The organism is Xanthomonas euroxanthea (genome assembly GCF_900476395.1).
GTDB classification, from domain to species: Bacteria; Pseudomonadota; Gammaproteobacteria; order Xanthomonadales; family Xanthomonadaceae; genus Xanthomonas; species Xanthomonas euroxanthea.
The window spans coordinates 17,599-38,324 of the sequence record NZ_UIHB01000001.1 but is presented as its reverse complement, the minus strand read 5'-3'; the positions used below and the strand labels follow the sequence as shown (position 1 = coordinate 38,324).

At 66.6% G+C, this 20,726-nt stretch carries 16 protein-coding genes; 10 read left to right on the top strand and 6 right to left on the bottom strand.

Annotation, left to right across the window (positions count from 1 at the left end):
* Positions 1–28 precede the first annotated feature (28 nt).
* Positions 29–1,510 carry an FAD-dependent oxidoreductase gene (locus CPBF1521_RS00160; protein ID WP_115675515.1) on the top strand — a complete coding sequence of 494 codons (1,482 nt, stop codon included), beginning with the start codon at positions 29–31 and terminating at the stop codon, positions 1,508–1,510.
* A gap of 686 nt (positions 1,511–2,196) precedes the next feature.
* A complete protein-coding gene (locus CPBF1521_RS00155; protein ID WP_115675514.1) occupies positions 2,197–3,285 on the top strand; it encodes an acyltransferase family protein in 1,089 nt (362 codons plus the stop codon).
* 182 nt (positions 3,286–3,467) lie between these two features.
* On the opposite strand, the gene CPBF1521_RS00150 is transcribed toward CPBF1521_RS00155, so the two are convergent.
* Positions 3,468–4,526, bottom strand: coding sequence for an NAD(P)-dependent alcohol dehydrogenase (locus tag CPBF1521_RS00150; protein WP_104586240.1), 1,059 nt, complete (start codon positions 4,524–4,526; stop codon positions 3,468–3,470).
* A gap of 308 nt (positions 4,527–4,834) precedes the next feature.
* Between CPBF1521_RS00150 and CPBF1521_RS00145 the strand changes: the two genes are divergently transcribed.
* The 4 genes from CPBF1521_RS00145 to CPBF1521_RS00130 all read left to right on the top strand — a co-directional run bounded on the left by CPBF1521_RS00145 (position 4,835) and on the right by CPBF1521_RS00130 (position 9,992).
* Complete coding sequence (locus tag CPBF1521_RS00145) at positions 4,835–5,908, top strand: glycoside hydrolase family 5 protein (protein ID WP_115675513.1); 1,074 nt, start codon at positions 4,835–4,837, stop codon at positions 5,906–5,908.
* Between the two features lie 785 nt (positions 5,909–6,693).
* Positions 6,694–7,683 (top strand): glycoside hydrolase family 5 protein, encoded by a 990-nt coding sequence (locus CPBF1521_RS00140; protein WP_181116652.1) that lies wholly within the window; start codon positions 6,694–6,696, stop codon positions 7,681–7,683.
* 511 nt (positions 7,684–8,194) lie between these two features.
* The gene (locus CPBF1521_RS00135) at positions 8,195–9,256 is read left to right on the top strand and encodes a glycoside hydrolase family 5 protein (protein WP_104536613.1); all 1,062 of its coding nucleotides are present in this window, start codon (positions 8,195–8,197) and stop codon (positions 9,254–9,256) included.
* Positions 9,257–9,545: 289 nt separating this feature from the next.
* Positions 9,546–9,992: a PepSY domain-containing protein gene (locus CPBF1521_RS00130; RefSeq protein ID WP_167765629.1), complete on the top strand. Its 447-nt coding sequence runs from the start codon at positions 9,546–9,548 to the stop codon at positions 9,990–9,992.
* Positions 9,993–10,319: 327 nt separating this feature from the next.
* Here CPBF1521_RS00130 and CPBF1521_RS00125 read toward each other — a convergent pair whose 3' ends face one another.
* A complete protein-coding gene (locus tag CPBF1521_RS00125) occupies positions 10,320–12,110 on the bottom strand; it encodes a M28 family metallopeptidase (RefSeq protein ID WP_115675511.1) in 1,791 nt (596 codons plus the stop codon).
* A gap of 60 nt (positions 12,111–12,170) precedes the next feature.
* On the bottom strand, positions 12,171–12,827 hold the full coding sequence (locus CPBF1521_RS00120) for a DUF4097 family beta strand repeat-containing protein (RefSeq protein ID WP_104586254.1): 657 nt from the start codon (positions 12,825–12,827) through the stop codon (positions 12,171–12,173).
* Between the two features lie 97 nt (positions 12,828–12,924).
* On the opposite strand from CPBF1521_RS00120, the gene CPBF1521_RS00115 reads away from it, so the two are divergent.
* The gene (locus tag CPBF1521_RS00115) at positions 12,925–14,223 is read left to right on the top strand and encodes a murein hydrolase activator EnvC family protein (protein ID WP_180496827.1); all 1,299 of its coding nucleotides are present in this window, start codon (positions 12,925–12,927) and stop codon (positions 14,221–14,223) included.
* Positions 14,224–14,364: 141 nt separating this feature from the next.
* Entirely contained in the window at positions 14,365–15,894 is a 1,530-nt protein-coding gene (locus tag CPBF1521_RS00110; protein WP_104650084.1) for a S41 family peptidase, read from the top strand.
* Between the two features lie 236 nt (positions 15,895–16,130).
* On the opposite strand, the gene CPBF1521_RS00105 is transcribed toward CPBF1521_RS00110, so the two are convergent.
* From CPBF1521_RS00105 to CPBF1521_RS00095, 3 genes are all read right to left on the bottom strand, one after another.
* Positions 16,131–17,117 carry a D-2-hydroxyacid dehydrogenase family protein gene (locus CPBF1521_RS00105; protein ID WP_115675510.1) on the bottom strand — a complete coding sequence of 329 codons (987 nt, stop codon included), beginning with the start codon at positions 17,115–17,117 and terminating at the stop codon, positions 16,131–16,133.
* Positions 17,117–17,437 carry a DUF1820 family protein gene (locus CPBF1521_RS00100; RefSeq protein ID WP_016901574.1) on the bottom strand — a complete coding sequence of 107 codons (321 nt, stop codon included), beginning with the start codon at positions 17,435–17,437 and terminating at the stop codon, positions 17,117–17,119. Before CPBF1521_RS00100 ends, CPBF1521_RS00105 begins: the two co-directional genes overlap by 1 nt.
* Before the next feature lie 82 nt (positions 17,438–17,519).
* Positions 17,520–18,212, bottom strand: a complete 693-nt coding sequence (locus CPBF1521_RS00095; protein WP_003482177.1) for a rhomboid family intramembrane serine protease — start codon at positions 18,210–18,212, stop codon at positions 17,520–17,522.
* A gap of 217 nt (positions 18,213–18,429) precedes the next feature.
* Here CPBF1521_RS00095 and CPBF1521_RS00090 point away from each other — a divergent pair, with 217 nt between their 5' ends.
* Both CPBF1521_RS00090 and CPBF1521_RS00085 read left to right on the top strand, forming a co-directional pair.
* Entirely contained in the window at positions 18,430–19,770 is a 1,341-nt protein-coding gene (locus CPBF1521_RS00090; protein ID WP_104586250.1) for an outer membrane protein transport protein, read from the top strand.
* A gap of 245 nt (positions 19,771–20,015) precedes the next feature.
* A complete protein-coding gene (locus tag CPBF1521_RS00085) occupies positions 20,016–20,717 on the top strand; it encodes a 2OG-Fe(II) oxygenase (RefSeq protein WP_115676440.1) in 702 nt (233 codons plus the stop codon).
* The last annotated feature ends 9 nt before the right edge of the window (positions 20,718–20,726 follow it).

The window sequence follows — 20,726 nt, the reverse complement described above, 5'->3', positions numbered from 1 at the left end:
AGAAGGGAATCAGCCACGGATTTCTTTTATGAGCCGCAAGCAAGCCTTCCAATTCCTCGACCTGCCCCGGACCATGCCCACGCGCATTCCGGTGGAGCTGCGTACCTCCGGTGACTGGGGCGAGCTGTACGGCAAGTTCGACAAGGCCGACGCGCAGTACCAGTCCGGCCGTTGCCTGGACTGCGGCAATCCGTATTGCAGCTGGAAATGCCCGGTGCACAACGCGATTCCGCAGTGGCTGCAGCTGGTGCAGGAAAACCGCATCGAAGAAGCCGCCGCGCTGTGCCATTCCACCAATCCGCTGCCGGAAGTGTGCGGGCGGGTGTGTCCGCAGGATCGCCTGTGCGAAGGCAGCTGCACGCTGGAGGAATTCGGCGCGGTCACCATCGGCGCGGTGGAAAAATACATCGTCGATACCGCGTTCAAGATGGGCTGGCGCCCGGACCTGGGCAATGTGCAGCCGAGCGGCTGGCGGGTGGCGGTGATCGGCGCCGGCCCGGCCGGCCTGTCCTGCGCGGACCGCTTGGTGCGTGCCGGGATCGAGGCGGTGGTCTACGACCGCTACGAGCAGATCGGCGGGCTGCTGCAGTTCGGCATTCCCAGTTTCAAGCTGGACAAGTCGGTGATCGGCAAGCGCCGCGAGATTCTCGAAGGCATGGGCGTGCAGTTCCGCCTGGGCGTGGAAGTGGGCCGCGACATCAGCATCGAGCAGTTGCTGGGCGAGTACGACGCGGTGTTCCTGGGCACCGGCGCCTACCGCTACACCGATGGCGGGCTGCCCGGGCAGGACCTGAAGAATGTGCTACCGGCGTTGCCGTTCCTGGTGCAGAACAGCCGCATCGTCAGCGGCAACGACCCGCACGGCCGGCCGATCGCCGGCTGGGAAGACCAGATGGCGCTGCCCGATCTCAACGGCAAGCGGGTGGTGGTGCTGGGCGGCGGCGACACCGGCATGGACTGCGTGCGCAGCGCGATCCGCCTGGGCGCGGCCAAGGTCACCTGCGCGTACCGCCGCGACGAGGCCAGCATGCCGGGCTCGGCACGCGAGGTCGCCAACGCGCGCGAGGAAGGCGTGCGTTTCCTGTTCAACCGTCAGCCGCTGTCGATCGAATCCGGCGCCGACGACGAGGCGATCGGCGTCACCGTGGTGGAGACCAGGCTCGGCGACCCCGATGCCAGCGGGCGTCGCAATGCGGTGCCGGTGGAAGGCAGCGAATCGTTGCTGGAAGCGGACGTGGTGATCATCGCGTTCGGCTTCTCGCCGACCCTACCCGACTGGTTGGCATCGCAGGGCGTGGAAGCCGGCAGCAACGGCCGCATCGTCGCACCGGCCGACGACAACGGCCGCCTGCCCTACCAGACCAGCAACCCGCGCCTGTTCGCCGGTGGCGACTGCGTGCGCGGCGCCGACCTGGTGGTCACCGCCGTGGCCGAAGGCCGCGACGCGGCCGGCAGCATCGTGCAGCTGCTGGGCGTCAAGGCGCAGGTCAAGGAACCGGCCGCCGCCTGAGTGTGGCCAGCGCGTGGGCTCGGTGCCCGGCGCTGGCTGTCGCGTTGCCTGCAGGCAAGCCGCATGCGGCCTGCGCGGCAAGACTGGATGACGCTGCGCGCTGCAGCGTATCCGCGGCGCGGGAAAGCGCCCGCATGCGCGACGCAATAATCGCCTGCACCTGGCGCAAGATCAGGCGCGCACCTGCCTGCCACGCCGCCAGACGCCTCTAGCCGCCTCCAGGCGCAAGCCAGCTTCGCCTCCGCACGGGCGTGTCCGGTCCGACCCGCAGCGCGCGACGAACACACCACGTGGCTCCGCCATTGGCCTCGCGCTCAGCACGCGCCGGCCGGTGCGCGGTGGCGACAGACGCAAGCGTCTGGCCGCCATTTGACGCGCTGCACGCACGCCAGCGCCCGCAATCGGCATGCCCGCAGGGCTGTCGCGATCTGCAGCCTCGACGATTGCACCCTCCTTGGAAGTGTGATTTAAGTCACATATCTGCTGTCGCCATGTAGCACCAGCCCGATCAATCACCCCCCCCGACGCGCAGGACGTTCTGCGCCGACCTGGAGGTGCCGGGCAGTGACGGCAGTCGGTTCCATCCCAGGTGCGGGCAACACCGCCGCCGTGGACTCCAGACCTCGTTCACGTGTCGCCGCGCCACGCGGCGGCGAAGCCGTGAGCCTCACCAAGGAAGCAACCTCATGACGCAGCAACTCGCTACCAGCCAACATGGACGCGACGACTGGGTGGACTGGCTCCGCGGCGCCAGCGTATTGATGGTGATCGTGCTGCACGCCTATGGCTTCGCCTTCGATGCCTACCCGGAACTGCGCGGCGGCGCGACCGAGCAAGCCAGTGCCCTGATGCTGTCCATCGAGCACCTCAACCGCTCGCTGGCACCGCTGCGCATGCAGCTGATGTTCCTGCTGTCGGGCCTGTTCGTCGCGCGCGGGCTGGACAAGGGCATCGCACCCTACCTTGGCGGCAAGCTGCGGCACGTGCTGTACCCGTACCTGCTCTGGTCGGTGCTGATCTTCGCCCTGCGCGAGGCAGGCTCGGTGCTGGCCAAGGCCGAACCCATCGCCTGGCTGGATCTGGGCAAGATCGCGGTCGGCAACGTGGCGCTGACCTGGTTCCTGTTCTACCTGTTCGTGTTCCTGGTGCTGATGCCCTTGCTGCGTCGGCTGCCGCCGCCATTGGTGCTGGCCGCGACCGTGCTGGGCTCGGTCTGCCTGGGTCCGCTGCTGCGCCAGGGCGCAGATCCGTTCTATTACTTTGCGTTCTTCTACATCGGCACGCTGCTGGCTGGCCGGGTGCCGGCACTGCTGCGGCAGGCACCGCGCTGGATCTGGCCGCTGTCGTGCCTGAGCCTGTGCGCCATCGTGCTGATCGCCAATCTCACCGCGCTGCACGGCATCTGGATCGGCTACCTGCCGCTGGTGGTGATCGCGCTGCCACTGCTGGTCGCTGTGGCGATGTGGGCGAACCGGCAACCGGCCGCGCAGGCGATCCGCTATGTGGGCCGCAACTCGGTAGTGTTCTACCTGAGCCACTTTCCGCCCTTCATCGTGCTGGCCTATCTGCTGCCGCGCTGGATCGACGAGGGAGCGGTGCTGTTCTTTGCATTGCTGGGGGTCGGCGTACTGGTCCCGGCCGTGCTGTGCCTGCTGCGCGTGCCCGGCCGCCTGCCTGCGCTGAACCTGCTGTTCTCCGCACCGATGCCGGTCCGCCGCCCACGCAGCGCGTTGCCTGCCGTCGGCACGCTGCACGGCTCACCGGTGTCCGCCTAGTGGGCATGCGTGCCGGTGGTGCCGCTCACCGGCGCCATCGATCCAACTGATACGACCGATGTCGTACGGTCACGCACCACCTGCCGTGCAAAACCCCAGGTGATGCGCGCGAGCATCACCTGGGCCGAGCGCAGCGCCGGCAAACGCCCTGCCGCCCTGTGACAAGGCGGCAGGTCGGGCCATCAGGCCGCCTTGTCCAGCGTGGCCATGTCGATCACGAAGCGGTACTTCACGTCGCTCTTGAGCATGCGCTCATAGGCCTCGTTGATCTGATCGGCGCGGATGGTTTCGATGTCCGAGACGATGTTGTGCTTGGCGCAGAAATCCAGCATCTCCTGGGTCTGGCGAATGCCGCCGATCAATGAACCGGCCAGCGTGCGGCGCTTCATGATCAGGTTGAACACGCTTGGCGACGGGTGCGATTCCTCGGGCACGCCCACCAGCACCATCGCCCCGTCGCGCTTGAGCGCGTTGAGGAACGGGTCCAGGTTGTGTGGCGCGGCCACGGTGTTGAGGATGAAGTCCAGCGTGTTGGTCTGCGCGGCCATCTGCGCCTCGTCCCGGGAGATCACCACTTCGCTGGCGCCCAGGCGCAGCGCATCGGCGCGCTTGCTCTCGGAGGTGGTGAACAGCACCACCGTGGCGCCCATCGCCTTGGCGATCTTCACCGCCATGTGGCCCAGGCCGCCCAGACCGACCACGCCCACCTTCTGACCGGGACCGACCTTCCAGTGCGCCAGCGGCGAATAGGTGGTGATGCCGGCGCACAGCAACGGGGCCACGGCGGCCAGGTTGTCGCTGTGCGAGATGCGCAGCACGTACTTCTGATCGACCACGATGTGGTCCGAATAGCCGCCGTAGGTGTTCTCGCCACCCCCGAACATCGGACCGTTATAGGTGCCGGTGAAGCCCTGCTCGCAATACTGCTCTTCGCCTTCCTGGCAGGACGCGCAGCTGCGGCAGCTGTCGACCATGCAGCCGACACCGGCCAGGTCGCCGACCTTGAAGCCGGTGACCGCATCGCCAACCGCAGTGACGCGGCCGACGATCTCGTGGCCGGGCACCGACGGGTAGCGTGTGTTCTGCCATTCGTTGCGTGCGGTATGCAGATCCGAGTGACACACGCCGCAGTAGGCAATATCGATCTGCACATCGTTGGGGCCAGGCGCGCGTCGTTCGAACACGAATGGTGCAAGCGGCTGATCGGCAGTGTGTGCGGCGTAAGCGTGGGCTTGGCTCATGGGAAAGACTCCGGGATGTGACGTCCCCCGCGACAGTGCGGACGACAAAAGAAATCGGGTTGTAGCTTAAGACAGGCGCCTGTCGCACTCCTGCGACAGTGCGTCTTGCCTGTCGGGTTGCGGACGCGACCGCAGCGGCATGGTGCGCCCTGCAGGTGTTTGTACGCGATCAAATCGCCGTTGCCGGCGTGAATGGTGCGCTAACGCCGGAGCTTCTACGCTGACCAACCACCGTCCTGACCTGCACCATCCCTGCTGGCCGTGCCCTCCCCCTGCGGCCGCCTACGTCGATGCCGAAGGAGGCTTCCATGTTCCGTTCTCCCCCCACGTTCCCATCCTTGCGCAGTGCTGCACTCGCACTGACCCTGCTGGCCGCGATGCCGCTGGCGCACGCCAAGGAGCCTGGCCATCCTGACAGGCAGTCCAGCGGCCTGAAGTATGTCGGCGTCAATCTGTCCGGTGCCGAGTTCAACTCACGCAAGAAACCCGGCACCCTGTTCAAGGACTATACCTACCCGTCTGCAGCAGATTTCAGCTACTTCGCCGGCAAGGGCATGAATACGATTCGCCTGCCGTTTTTGTGGGAGCGCCTGCAACCGCAGCTCAGCGGCGACCTGGACCCGGCACAACTGGCGCTGCTGAAGAAAGCGGTGGCGGCAGCCAAGGCCAACAAGCAGTACCTGATCCTGGATGTGCACAACTACGCCAAGTACAACGGCAAGCGCATCGGCAGCAGCGAGGTGCCCACCGCGGCGGTCGCGGACCTGTGGCGCCGGCTCGCGCTCGAATTCAAGGACGACTCGTCGGTGATCTTCGGGCTGATGAATGAGCCCAACGGCATTTCCGCCACCGATTGGGCGACCGCGGCGCAGGGCGCGATCAACGCCATCCGCAAGACCGGCGCCAGGAACCTGATCCTGGTGCCGGGCACCGCCTACAGCGGCGCACACAGCTGGCGCAGCGCCAGCTACGGCGTCTCCAATGCCAAGGCCCTGGAAATCCTCAAGGACCCGGGCAACAACCTGGCCTTCGAAGCGCATCAGTATCTGGACAACGACTACAGCGGCACCAAGCCGGTGTGCACCAGCGCCACGGTCGGCGAAGAGAAGCTGCGCGGCTTCACCGCCTGGCTGCGCGAGAACAAGCAGAAGGGCTTCCTGGGCGAATTCGGCACCGCCAACAACCCGGTCTGTGACCAGGCACTGGAAGGCATGCTGACCTACATGGAAAAGAACAGCGACGTGTGGCTGGGCTGGACCTGGTGGGCCGCTGGCGCATGGTGGAAGCCGGAGTACTTCTTCACCGTGCAGCCGGGCAAGGACGGCAGCGACAAGCCGCAGATGTCGATTCTGAGCAAGTACGCACGCCGCGCGACCAAGTAGCCCACGCGGGCGGGCCGCTCACGGTGGTCGCGGCCTGTGCTGCGGCCACCGTTTTTTTTTTGCGTGCCATCGTCCATGTCCTGCCACGGAGAAGCGATGGGATCCGCCGACGATTGCCTGCAGCGCGCTGCATCGCTGGCAGACACCAGCGCACTCAGCGTGTCGCAGGATGCGCATTGGCGGTCCGCTGCCGGACGCATGGCGCAGCCCACAACGCACGCGCTGCACATGGCACATACCAAGTTCCGCGATCGCACCAGGTGATAGTTGCGCGTGCCGGCGTGCTGACCCCACCGCGTCGCACCGCGGTCGCGCGCGCCGCGCCTTTGCGTTCCGACGATCGCCCTGCGCAGGGCAGCGCATCGCGACTGCGATCTGCGTGGCCGCCACGCGCGACGTCATCACCTGCAGCATTGCGATCGCACAACAGCCGCCTCCAGGCAGGCCGGATGCACGGTGTTTCCGCTGCCGTGCGGCGCAGAGTGCAACCTGCCTGCAATGCGCGTGACGGCGTTGCGTCGCTTTACCACAACAAAGCGTGTGCATGTTTGGCAATAACTGCGGAGTGGCTCACAGCTCGAATTAAGTGATATCTCGCATTCGTAGTTTGAATGTCCGGATGCGCTTAGGGTGAAGCGCGATGCAGTGTCTTCATGCCCGTGGCAGGTTCGCCGGGCCATGCATCTCCCCCGCGAATGCTTCAGGAGTCACCCATGTTGCCCTCCCCCACTCCGACGCGCCGGCTGTCCAGCCGTGCGTTGTCATTGCTGCTGCTTGCCAGCGTGCTGCTTGCAGGCGTGCCCTTGGCACATGCACAGAACCGCCTGAAGTACGCAGGCGTCAATCTGTCCGGTGCCGAAATCAAATCCTCGCAAAAGCCCGGGGTGCTCAACGTCGACTACCTGTATCCGGCCGCCAGCGATTACCGCTACTTCGCCGGCAAGCACATGAACATCATTCGGCTGCCGATCCTGTGGGAACGCCTGCAACCCAAGGCCGGCGGCGAGCTGGATGCAGCGCAGCTTGCGCTGATCCGCCAGGCCGTGGCCAACGCCAAGGCCGCCAAGGTCTACCTGATCCTGGATATCCACAACTACGCCAGGTATTACGGCAACAAGATCGGCAGTGCACGCGTGCCGATCAGCACCTTCAACGATCTGTGGCGACGCCTGGCAATCGCCTTCAAGAACGACAACAGCGTGATCTTCGGGCTGATGAACGAGCCTTACGACATCAATCCGCAATCCTGGGCCAACGCGGCGCAGGCCTCGATCGACACCATCCGCAAAACCGGCGCCAACAATCTGATCCTGGTGCCCGGCGCGCTATGGAGTGGCGCGCACAGCTGGTACTCCACCGTCGCCGGCCAATCCAACGCAGTGGCGCTGGCCTCCATTCGCGACCCGCTCAATCGCTACGCCATCGAAGTGCATCAATACCTGGATACGGACTCCAGCGGCACCAGCGCCGGGTGTGTCAGCAGCACTGTCGGTGCCGAGCGCCTGCGCAGCTTTACCCAATGGCTGCGCATCAATCACAAGCAGGGATTTCTCGGCGAGTTCGGCACCGGCAACAACGCCACCTGCAACAGCGCACTCAACGGCATGCTGGGGTATCTGGAGACCAACCGCGACGTGTGGCTGGGCTGGACCTGGTGGGCCGCCGGCGCGTGGTGGAACCGCACCTACCCCTTCAACGTGCATCCCGATGCGCAGGGCCGCGACAAGCCGCAGATGTCGATCCTGAGCGCGCGCGCAAAACGCATCACCCACTAGTCGAAGCACACCGCGAGCGAGGGTCACCCGTCGCACGCGGCGCAGCAGGCACCCGGCATCGGCATGCACGCGCAGGGCGTGCCAATGCCAGGCAGCAACCGTGCCCGGCCGCGGTGAGCACAGTCCTTCCGCAATAAAACGCCAGCACACGGCGCGCGCTAGCGCTCGCCATGTGTGCGCGCGCAACAGCGCTGCCGCGTCAGTGACCCGACGTCGCAGCGTTGACGGCGAGCGCATCCATTCGCCGATTTTTCGACAGCGCCATGCATGCGATGGCGGTGCCGACAAGCGTGCGCGACCGCTTTTCAACGCGGCGCGTTACAGCGTGCTGTTCCAGAACGTGACCCCTGCGGTAAGTGACTGCGACCCAGCCAACACATTTAATTCACACGCGATGTGGTGGGCAATTAGGCACGGCAGATGCATTGGTTACGACAGGTGTGGCGCACCTCGCGCAGATCGCACGCAACCCGCTGCGACACACCATCCCCGTCGTCTAAGGAGTTGTTTTATGTCTGCTGTCTCTCAAACGCTGCGCACCATTTTCCGCTGCGCCCTGCTCTGCGTCCTGTTCGGCACATTCGCACCCGTTTACGCACAAACCCGCGCACTGAAATATGCCGGCGTCAATTTGTCCGGCGCCGAATTTGCATCGTCCAAGAAACCCGGCGTCCTCAATAAGGACTATATGTATGCCCCGGCCAGCGATTACACCTATTTCGCCGGCGTTGGCATGAATACGATCCGCCTGCCGGTGCTGTGGGAACGCCTGCAGCCGAGTGCACGCGGCGAACTGGATCCGACCCAACTGGCTCTGGTAAAGCAAGCCGTGGCACGCGCCAAGGCATCGGGCATGTACCTGGTGCTGGACATCCACAATTACGGCAAATACTACGGCTACAAGATTGGCGGCGACCAGGTGTCGAACGCCACCTTCGCCGACCTGTGGCGCCGCCTTGCGCTGGTATTTCCCAGCGACAACGCCGTGATCTTCGGGCTGATGAATGAGCCCAACGGCGTATCGGCGAGCGGCTGGGCAGCCACTGCACAGGCAGGCATCGATGCGATTCGTGCCACCGGTGCGAACAATCTGATCCTGGTGCCGGGCGCATTGTGGACCGGTGCGCACAGCTGGTATTCGCCCACCAACGATGGTTACTCCAACGCAACCGCATTGGTCTCGATCTACGATCCGCTCAATCGCTACGCGTTCGAGGTGCATCAGTACCTGGACGCCGACTCCAGCGGCACCACCAATGTCTGCGTCAGTGCCACCATCGGTGTCGAGCGCCTGCGCAGCTTCACCGAGTGGTTGCGCACCAACCACAAGCGCGGATTCCTGGGCGAATTCGGCACCGGCAACAACCCGGTCTGCAATGAAGCGCTGCGCGGCATGCTCCGCTATATCGATGCCAATGCAGATGTCTGGACGGGCTGGACGTGGTGGGCTGCCGGCTCGTGGTGGAATGTCAGTTACGAGTACAGCGTGCATCCCAACAAAGACGGCACCGACAGGCCGCAGATGTCCATCCTCTCGCCCCAGGCCGTTCGCGCCACACGCGCCATTCCGTGAGGTGAGGCAGAGGGTTGTAGGTCAATCTCGAGCCGCCGCAAGGCGGCTCGCTTTTGCGTCCTTCGCACGGATCGCATGTCGTCGGACAGTGCGAATGATGCGGTTGCGGTAGCGCAACGTGCCACTGCGCAACGCCCTCTTACGACCGTGCGTACCACCGCATGCAGCGCGGGCGCATCATCACCAAAGCTTGAGCTCACTGAACTTTCGCAACGCGTTTGAAGTGGCTTTCACCTGACAGCGATAAAGCCGCGTCCAGCATGGGCGCACTTCACTGCAGGAGCATCACATGGCATATCGACTGATGAAGACCGCGCTGATCGGCGCACTGGCAATGGCGGCGCAGGGCGCATTTGCGCAAGCGGCCGCCGACAAGCCGGCCAAGGCACTGACCTCCAGCGAGGTCACCAGCATGCTGACCGGCAAGGGCTACACCAAGGTGCACGACGTCAAGTTCGAGCATGGCGTGTGGACCGCTGACGCGCGTAGCGGCGACGGCAAGGACGTGGACGTCCGCATCGATCCGGTCACCGGCCGCGTCTATGGCGACCAGACCACCTCCAAGCTGAGCGAGGCCGATATCCGCGCCGCGCTGTCGACCGGCGGCTATTCCAACGTGCACGACCTCAAGTTCGAAGACGGCTTGTGGAACGCCGATGCCGAGCGTGGCGGGCAGAAGGTGGAGCTGCATGTCGATCCGGAAGACGGGCACGTGGTCAGCGTGGACAACGACTGACCGGGACGCCCGAAGCCAGTGGCGTAGATGATGCCGCTGGCTTGATGGCAGCGCGCGGCCGGCAGCACGGCTAGAGGCATCGCGTAGTGCATCGATGCACTATTCATCGCAGCACCATCGCGACCGTGCTGCATCGACAACAGGCGTGATCTGGCCCGCAACCGTCACGACCGGGACGCACCCAACGCAAAGGGCCTCCACCAGGAGGCCCTTTGCGTTTTTGATCGATACACGTCTGATCGATGCGCGGACGCACTGCCGCTGTCCTTGCAGACCGCATCACCCCGCCATGCGTCGGCTGCATGACGCGTGCCGTCCTGGCGCCGGTCAACGCGTCGGTGCTGCCTTCTTGCCCTCTTCGCCGGCGTCTTTTCCGGTATCGGGCGCCTCGGCGCCCGTCGCGGGCTTGCCGGCCATCATGCGATCGCGCGCCGCCTTGAACGGGTTGCCGGCATACCAGTTGGGCCAGCGCTGCCCGGCGGCCACCTCCTTGCCTACGCCATACACCGCCTGCAGGTCTTCGATGGTGCCATCGAGCTTCCAGGTGGCCGCATCGTATTCGTCGCCAGGGGCGTGATAGCGATTGCGCCCGTAGTCCTCGGCGGCCGCGCGGCCGGCCGCGGTGCCGCCCTCGCGCAGGTCTTCGCCGCCATCGGCATACAGCGCCGGCACGCCGGCCTTGGCGAAGTTGAAGTGATCCGAGCGGAAATACGAGCCGCTTTGCGGCGTGGCCTCGGCATGCAGGGTGCGGCCCTGCATCGCGGCAATCGGCTTGAGGATGTCTTCCAGCTCCGAACTGCCCATGCCCACCACGGTGACATCGCGTGCGCGCCCGGCCACCGACATCGCATCCAGGTTGATCACCGCCGCGATCTTGTCCAGTGGAAAGCTCGGGTTGGCCACGTAGTACTTGGAACCGAGCAGGCCCGATTCCTCCAGCGTCACCGCCACGAACACCACCGAGCGCGCCGGCTTGGGATCCTGATGCGCGAACGCGTCGGCAATTTCGAGAATGCCGGCCACGCCGGTGGCGTTGTCCACCGCGCCGTTGTAGATGTTGTCGCCACTTTCGCCCGGATGCTTGCCCAGGTGGTCCCAGTGCGCCATGTACAGCACCGCCTCGTCGGCGTGGCTGGTGCCCGGCAACACGCCGACCACGTTGCGCGAGGTCTTTTCGGCGATGCTGCTCTTCAGGTCCACCGACCAGCTGGCCTTCAACGGCACCGGCTTGAAGCCACGCTTGCTGGCGTCCTTGTAGGCCTGCGCCAGGTCCAGCCCGGCATTGGCGAACAGCTGCTTGGCGGTCTCGGCGCTGATCCAGCCCTGCACCGGCAGGCGCGGATCGGGATCGTCCTTGGCCGGCAGGTCGTATTGCGGGCCGGCCCAGGAGTTCTTCACCACGTCCCAGCCGTAGCTGGCGCCCGGGGTGTCGTGCACGATCAGCGCAGCGGCCGCGCCCTTGCGGGCGGCCTCTTCGAACTTGTAGGTCCAGCGCCCGTAATAGGTCATGCGCTTGCCGTCGAACAGCGTGGCATCGCCGGTCTGGAAGCCCGGGTCGTTGACGAACATCACCACCGTCTTGCCTTTCCAGTCCTGGCCGGCGTAATCGTTCCACTGCTGTTCGGGCGCATCCACGCCGTAGCCGACGAACACCAGCTCGCTGTTGTCCAGCTTGACCTCGGCCTGGCCGGTACGCGTGCCGACCACGATGTCGCTGCCGAAGGCCAGGGTACGGGTCTGCTCGCCGCTGCGCAGGGTCGGCGCGGTGGCCGCATCGGCGGTGGTTTCCACCATCGGCACGTCCTGGAACCAGCTGTCGCCGTTGCCCGGCTGCAGGCCGATGCGCTGCATCTGGTCGCGGATGTAGGTGACGGTCTTCTCTTCGCCGGGAGTCCCGGGGCCGCGCCCTTCGAAGTCGTCCGAGGCCAGCGTCTTGACCAGCTCGGCGAAGTCGCCGGGCGTCAGCTCCGGCGAGAAGGCGTGGCGACTGACCGGGGCGCTGGGCGCGCTGTCGGCCGGCACCTGCGCGGCGGGTGCGCTCGGCGCATCGGCGGGTTCACGCTTGCAGCCGGCCAGGGCCAGCGTCGCGGCCAGGCACAACAGGATCTTGCGGGGCATCGGGACTCCTCGTGCGGCGAAGGTCCCCCGATTCTAGGCGCTGGCCCCGTGGTGGGCGCGTCAGTCCCTGGGTGCCACGTCGCTGTCGAAGCTGCGCGCGGTGGCGCCGGTCACTGCGCCGATCTTCGCGGTGCGGTGCACGTACAAGCTGACCTCGCGCTCGAACTCCAGCGGGCCATCGACCACCGCATCCGGGCCGATCACCACCCGCGGCTTGCGCGCAGGCTTGAACGAGAAGCTGAAATTCGGCTTGGTGACCTCGATCCCGCCACGCACATGCGAGCGCACCCCGACGGTGATGTCGCCGTTGACGGTCTCGATGCCCTTGCCCAGCTCGGTTTCCACCAGGCCGATACTGCCATTGACCGTTTCCACGCCGCCGCTGATCCGGCTGCCGCGTTCCACCAGCACGCTGCCATTGACCGTCTCCAGCCCGCCGGACACCACCACCTTCTGGCCCAGCGTGATCGCGCCATTGACCGTGGAGACATCGCCGGTGCGGGCGTTGTCGCCGATCTGGATGCTGCCGTTGACCGTTTCCACGCTGCGGGTCTGCGCGCCGGCGCCGATCTCGATGGAACCGTTGACGGTATCCAGCCCGCCATAGACCTTGCCGGCCTCGGCGCTGATGCGGCCGTTGACCTTGCTGATGTCCTCGTCGGCCCAGGCACTTGCGCAGACCAGGGACAACGCCAGAACGAGATGCTGGGCTTTCATGCTGAACCTTGCGCGGCGGCGGCTGTCTTGGGCGTGGCGGCGATCACACCATGCTTGGCTACAATCGCGCACCTGCCTGAAGTCATTGGACCTTTCGTTGCCCCTGTCGCCCGCACCGCGATCGCGCCTGCCGCTTGCCCCCGCCACCGGCCGCCCACGCGCGTGGCTGGCGGTGACCGTGCTGGCCTGTGCGCTGCTGGGCAGCACCGGGGCGGGCGCGCAGAGCCAGCGCGAGGCCGAGCGCAAATTGCAGCAGCTGCGCGATGAACTCAAGACCATCAGCGCCGACCGCCGCGCGCTGGAAGGCAAGCGCGGCAATGCCGCCCAGCAGTTGCGCCAGGCCGATGAGAAGGTGGCCAGGACCTCGCGTGCATTGAGCGAGACCGAATCGGCGATGCGCGAGCAGGAACAGCATCTGGGCAAGCTGCAGCAGGACCGTGCGCAGTTGCAGCGCGGCCTGCAGAACCAGCGCGTGCAGCTGGCCGCGTTGTTGCGCGCCGCCGACCAGGTCGGCCGCAACGCGCCGTTGAAGGTGCTGTTGTCGCAGGACACCGTCGGCGATGCCACGCGCATGCTGGCCGATCACCGCTATGTGCAGAACGCACGTGCGCAGCGCATCCAGGCGTTGACCACGCAGCTGGATGCGCTGGCCAAGGTGGAGCAGGACATCGCCAGCCGGCGCCAGGCGCTGGATGCGGCGCGTGCGCAGCAAAAGGCGCAGGCCGCGTTGCTGCAAAAGGATCGCTCGCAACAGGCAGCGACCGTCGCGCAGCTGGACGACCGCTACAAACAACGCGCCGAACGCGAAAAAGCCCTGGGCCAGGACGCCAGGTCGCTGGAGCAGCTGCTCGCCAATCTGCGCGCGGCCGCCGCCAAGGCCGAGGCCGAACGGCGCGCCGCCGCCAAGCGCGCCGCCGCCGAAGCCGCCGCGCAGGCAAAGCGTGGCAATACGGAGCGCCCCGAGCGTCCCGGCAAGACCCCGCCCAAGGTCATCGCCAGCGCGCCGGCACCCAAGGTCGGCGGCCTGAGCTGGCCGGTGTCGGGCAACCTGCTGGCGCGCTTCAATGCCCCCTTGCCGGACGGCCATACCAGCAAGGGTGTGCTGATCGGCGCGCCCAAGGGCAGCACGGTCACCGCGGTGGCCGATGGCACGGTGGTGTTCTCCGACTGGATGACCGGCTACGGCATGATCCTGATCGTGGACCACGGCAACGGCTACATGAGCCTGTACGCGCACAACGACACGCTGTTGCGCGACGCCGGCGCGTCGATCAAGCGCGGCGAGGCGGTGGCCAAGGTCGGCAGCTCGGGCGGGCAGGGCGTGCCGGCGCTGTACTTCGAACTGCGGCGCAACGGGCAGCCGGTGGATCCGTCGAGCTGGTTGCAGCGCCGCTGAGCCCCACCCAGGCCACGCGCGCGCCGGTGCATGACCGTGGCCCGACCTGGCCCTGCCAAGTCAACGCGGATTTACCGCCGCTTCGCGCATAATCCAGGCCGCTCCGTTGCGGGGCGTCTTATCTCTTTGTCGGAGTGCTTCATGCGCGTAGCCGTCCTGTCCGTTGCCCTGTCGCTGGCGTTGTTCGCCTCACCCGGTTGGGCGCAGAAAGCCAGTCCCGCCGCCGCCCAGGCCACTGCGGACGATCCGGAAGCCAACGAAGCCGCCGTGTCCAAGGTGCCGCTGGACGAGATCCGCCGCTTCGTGGCGGTGTACAACGCGGTCAAGCAGGCCTACGTCGACCCGGTCGAAGACAAGAAGCTGATGCACGCGGCGGTGCGCGGCCTGCTCTCGGACCTGGACCCGCACAGCACCTATTTCGACAAGGAAGATGCCGAAGCCTTCGACGAGCAGGCCACCGGCGCCTACGACGGCATCGGCGTGGAATTGCTGCAGCAGCAGGACAACACGCTCAAGGTGATTGCGCCGATCGACGACACCCCGGCCGCGCGTGCCGGCATCCGCGCCGGCGACGTCATCGTGGCCATCGACGGCAAGCCGATCGACGCCAGCAAGGCGATGGAACCGCTGCGTGGCGAATCCGGCAGCAAGGTCGTGCTGACCATCGTGCGCGACAAGGCGCCCAAGCCGTTCGACGTCACCCTGCAGCGCGAGACCATCCGCGTGGCCAGCGTGCGCAGCAAGCTGCTGGAACCGGGCTATGGCTACATCCGCATCAGCACCTTCCAGGCCGACACCGGTGCCGATTTCCAGAAGAACCTCAAGCAGCTGCAGGCCGGCGGCAAGTTGCGCGGCCTGGTGCTGGACCTGCGCAGCAACCCTGGCGGCCTGCTGACCTCGGCGGTGCAGGTGGCCGACGATCTGCTCGACAAGGGCAACATCGTCAGCACGCGCGGGCGCATCTCCATCAGCGATGCCAAGTTCGATGCCACCCCGGGCGATCTGCTCGGCGGCGCACCGGTGGTGGTGCTGGTGGACGCCGGCTCGGCCAGCGCGTCGGAAGTGCTGGCCGGAGCGCTACGCGACAACCAGCGCGCGCGCATCATCGGCAGCCGCACCTTCGGCAAGGGCTCGGTGCAGACCGTGCTGCCGCTGGACAACGGCGACTCGGTCAAGCTGACCACCGCGCGCTATTACACACCCAGCGGCAAGTCGATCCAGGCCAGCGGCATCGTGCCGGAAGTGCTGCTCACCCCGGAACCGCAACCGGGCGACGCCGATGTGCCGGCCAGCCTGACCGACTTCAGCGAAGCCACGCTGCCGGGCCATCTGCGCGGCGATGCCGAAGGCGAGGAGGGCTACAGCGCCGGCGACGTCTTGCCGGGCGATGGCCCGATCGCCGCCGCGCTGGCCGAGCTCAAGCAGCCCGGCTCGGCGGCCAAGGCGCAAGCCGCGCTCAAGGCCAAGGCGCAGGCAGCGCAGAAGGCCAAGGCCGCCAAGCCCGCGGCCGACCCCAAGCCGCCTGCCGCGCGCCCGGCAGCGGCCGACAAGCCCAAGCCTGCCGACAAACCGAGCGAACCGGCGGAAAAGGCCAAGCCGGCCACGCCGGCCCAACCGGCCCAACCGGCTGCGCCTGCGGACAAGCCCAAGCCGGCCGAACCGGTCAAGTAATCCGGCCACAGCGCAGCGGGTGCATCACCCGCTGCGCGCCCGGCGCGATCGATACGCGCGGCCCTGCACGCTTGCTGCATGGCTCTCTCGATAACCCAACCGCCCAGCGCTGGCGTGTTTGACCTCGCCCCTGGGCCCTGCCGCAGCGAGGCACTATCGAGCGCCAATGCTTTTGTAGGAGCGACCCCGGTCGCGACAAGCCTTCCCGAACACGCGATCACCACGTCAAACCAGCGTTACCGCGCTACCGCCAGCGCCTCGGGATTGACCAGATTGCGCGGCGTCCCTGCGGCAAATGCCAGCACGTTGTCGAAAGCCGCCTCGAAGTACAGCGCGTAGCTGTCGCTTTCCACGTAGCCCAGATGCGGCGTCGCCAGCACGCGCGGGTGTTGCAGCAACGGATCGCGCGCATCCAGCACCGGCTCGCGCTCGAACACATCCACCGCCGCCTGTGCCGGCCGGCCCGCATCCAGCGCGGCCAGCAAGGCGCCGGGCGCGATCAGCTCGGCGCGGCTGGTGTTGACCAGCAACGCATCCGGGCGCATCCGCGCCAGATCCTGCGCACCGACCTGGTGGCGGGTTTGCGCCGTCAGGCGCCGATGCAGCGACAGCACATCGCTGCGTTCGAACAGTTCCTCGCGGCTGCCGGCGATGGCGAAGCCGTCGCGCGCGGCCTGTGCGCACGAGGCGTCGCCGCCCCAGACCAGCACCTGCATGCCGAACGCACGCCCGAAGCCGGCCACGCGCTGGCCGATCCGCCCATAACTCCAGATCCCCAGGGTGCGCCCGTGCACTCCGCGTCCCAGGCCGGGATCGCCCAGCGCCTGCCAGCGGCCCTGGTGCAACGCGCGCTGGTACTCGCTCAGGCGCCGGCTGGCCGACAGGATCAGGGCCCAGGTCAGTTCGGCCGGCGCCACCGGCGAGCCGACGCCTTCGGCCACCGCCACCCCGAATTCGGTGCACGCGGCCACGTCCACGTGCGCGCCGATGCGACCGGTCTGGCTGATCAACTTCAGGCGCGGCAGCCGCCGCAACAGCGTGGCGTCCACGCGGGTGCGCTCGCGGATCAGCACCAGCGCATCGGCTTCGACCAGCCGCTCGGCCCATTCGTTGGGATCGGTGGCCAGCGCGCCCAGCACCTGCACATCGTGGCCGTGCAGGCGCTGCAGGCAGGGCAGGTGACGCACGGCGCCCTGGTAATCGTCGGGCACCAGGATGCGCATCAGCGCGGCTTGGTCGGCAACGGGAACGGCGTGACCACCTTGTCGCCGGTGGTGGCGTCGCGGATCACCGACTGGCCCTTCTTCTCGACTTCCTCGATGCGCACGATGCTCTGCATCGGCAGGTGCAGCGTCTTGGTGTTGCCGAACTCTTCGCGCAGGCGCTCTTCGGTGGGATCGACCACCAGCCCGTCGTGCACGTCGAACACCAGCTCGCCGATCTGGTTGAACCCCCACAGATGGCTGCCGGTGACCTGGCGGGCGTAGAGCTCGTAGACCTTGCCGTGATTGAGGAAGGTGACTTTGTACAGAGGCTTGGACATGCGGCGATTATAGGCGCGCCACTATGCAGCGCGCGGCCGCGCATCACTGCGCCCGGGGGCGCCTTGCCCCGTTGGCGCCGCGCTAGAAGCCGTGGCGCTTGCGCAGCCGCCGCGCGATCGCCGCGCGCACGTACAGCCCGTAGACGATGCCGAACACGAACCCGGCGATATGCGCCGACCACGCCACCATGCCGAAGGCCGGGCCGATGTAGGCGAACACCACCTGCAGCAGCGCCCAGGCGCCGATCAGCAACGGCGCCGGCACGCGGATGAATTCCAGAAACACCCCCAGCGGCAGCACCACGCCCAGCTTGGCGCCGGGAAACAGCGCCAGATAGGTGCCGATCAATGCCGACACCGCGCCGGAGGCACCGATGATCACCCGGTCCGGAGTGCCGATCGCGAAGATCGCCGCCAGGTTGGAGGCCGCGCCGCCGACCAGGAACAGCAGCAGCAGGCGCCATGGCCCGAGAATGCGCTCGGCCGGCAGCCCGAAGATCAGCAGGAACACCAGGTTGCCGAGCAGGTGCGACCAGTCCGCATGCAGGAACAGCGCGGTGAACAGCCGCAGCACGCTGCCGTCACGCAGCGTCGCCCACCAATCGCCCAGGTTGGACACGCCACTGGACAGCGCGCCCCAGTCCAGCCACAGCGTGTTGCGCGCCTCACCGGGCCGGCTGATCGACCACAGATAGGCCAGCCAGACGGTGGCGAACAGCAACGGCACCGCCCAGCGCGGGGTGGGTTTCTTGCGGGAGGGGAGGGAGACGAACATCGGAGTGGCACTCTAGCGGGTTCACGCTCCTGAACCCACCCCTAACCTGTCCGGCCGATCAATACGCGCTTCGTTATTGTTCGGTTAATTGTGGTGGGTATACTGCGTACGGCGTCGTATGTCGGGGGGGGGTCTCCGGCGCGCTCCAGCAGCCACTTGGCGCTGGGCGCGGGCGCTGTACCGACCACTGCAGTCTTTATCCGGAGAGCACCATCTTATGTCTACCGCTTCCACTCTCAGCCGCGCCACCCTGTTGGCCGTCGGTATCGCCGGCGTATTGGCCGTTGGCCAGGCCCACGGCGCCGCCTTCCAGCTGAAGGAAAACAGCGCCAAGGGTCTTGGCCGCGCCTTCGCAGGTTCCGGCAGCGCCCCGGACGATGCCTCGATCATCGCCAACAACCCGGCCGGCATGCGCCAGCTGGACGGTCGCCTGTTCCAGGCCGACGTCAGCGCCATCAGCTTCTCGGCCAAGTTCCAGCCCGACACCGCCACCTACGCCAATGGCGCCCCGGTCTCCGGCGGCAATGGCGGCGATGCCGGCATGATCGCGCCGGTCCCGGCGATGTACTTCCATGTGCCGTTCGGCGAGAACGACAACATGCACCTGGGTACCTCGCTGACCGTGCCGTTCGGCTTCAAGACCGAATACGACAGCAACTGGGTCGGCCGTTACCACGGCACCAAGACCGAGCTGCAGGCGATCGATTTCAACGTCGCGTTCTCCTACGACGTGAACCCGTACGTGTCCTTCGGTGCGTCGGTGTTCGCCGAGCGCCTGGATATCGAACTGCGCAACGCAGTGGACGCCGGTTCGATCCTGGCGCGCTCGCGGGTGCCGGGTTTCGCACCGGGCAATGCCGATGGCGCGCTGAAGATGAAGGGCCACAGCACTGAAGTGGGCTTCACCCTCGGCGGCCTGTTCAGTATCGATGAGAACACCCACATCGGTTTCAGCTACCGCTCGGAAGTGGAGCACAAGATCACCGGCGCGGACGTCGATTTCACCATGCCCGGCGGCGCCGCTGCGGTCTTCGCAAATGCAGCACCAGGCACCTTCATCGACACCAGCGGCCGTGCAACCGTGAAGTTGCCGGCCAGTGCCACGGCCAGCTTCACCCACAACGTGAACGAGCAGTGGTCGATCATGGCCGACGTCACGCGCACCGCCTGGAGCAAGTTCGACCAGGTCACGCTGGACTTCGCCTCCAACCAGCCCAACACCGTGCTGGACTTCTCCTACCGCGACACCACCTTCGCCTCGATCGGTGCCGATTACCGCATGAGCGAGACGCTGACCCTGCGTGGCGGCCTGGCCTACGACCAGACCCCGACCACTGCCGAGCACCGCGACGTGCGCGTGCCGGATGCGAGCCGCAAGTGGGTCTCGCTGGGTCTGAGCTGGCGTCCGTCGCAGCAGGCCGAATACAACTTCGGTTACACCCACCTGTTCACCAGCGACCCGACCAGCGACACCGTCAGCGCCACCGGCGACCGTCTGGCGGGCAGCTACAAGGTGAAGGGCGACGTGCTGGCCGCTTCGGTCAACTACAAGTTCTGATCGTCGTAGCACCACGCGTGTAACGAAAAACCCCGCTTCGGCGGGGTTTTTTCGTTGCTGCCTTGCGCACGCCGCCATCTGCGTTGCCGGCATGGCGTGCATAGGCGGGCCGAGGCACTGTCTTTCTGGGCGACGCAACGCCGAGCCACGCAGTGGCGATGCCTCATGGCAACGCGTTGACCGAGGCCGTCTACGCCGCCGGGCGCGCCGTGCAGGCGGCAGCGTGGATTGCTATGGTCGTGCGCATGGACCAACCCGACTTCATCCAGATCACCGACGACGCCATCTCGCGCGAGGATTGCGCCGCCATCGTGCAGCGCATGCGCGCCAGCCAGCAGCTGCAACCGGGGCGCGTGGGCAGCGGCGTGTTTCCCGAACTCAAGCACAGCCGCGACCTGCGCATCAGCGGCGTGGCCGAATGGGCTGCGGTGGAAAACCGCCTGCAACAGGCCGTGTTCGAAGGCGTGCTGACCTACCTGCGGCAGTATCCACAAGCCCTGATTTCACCGCTGATGCTGCAGGTCACCACCGCCGACGGCAGCCCGCACCGGCTGGTGGCCGAGGACATCGTGCAGATGAGCGACCAGGCGCTGGGCGACCTGGCCCGCACCTGCCTGCGCCCGGGCGCGATCAACCTGCAGTGGTACACCGCCGACCAGGGCGGCTACCCGTACTGGCATTGCGAACTGTATCCACGCGATGCCAGCGCCGACACGCTGCACCGCCATCTGCTGTGGACGCTGTACCTCAACGAGGAGTTCGAACAGGGCGAAACCGAATTCCTGTTCCAGCAGCGCAAGGCCCGCCCGCGCACCGGCAGCCTGCTGATCGCCCCCACCGCCTTCACCCACACCCACCGCGGCAACCGCCCGGTCGGCGGCGACAAGTTCATTGCCACCAGCTGGATCCTGTTCCAGTCGGCAAGCGCCTTGTACGGCGGGGAATAGGGAATCGGG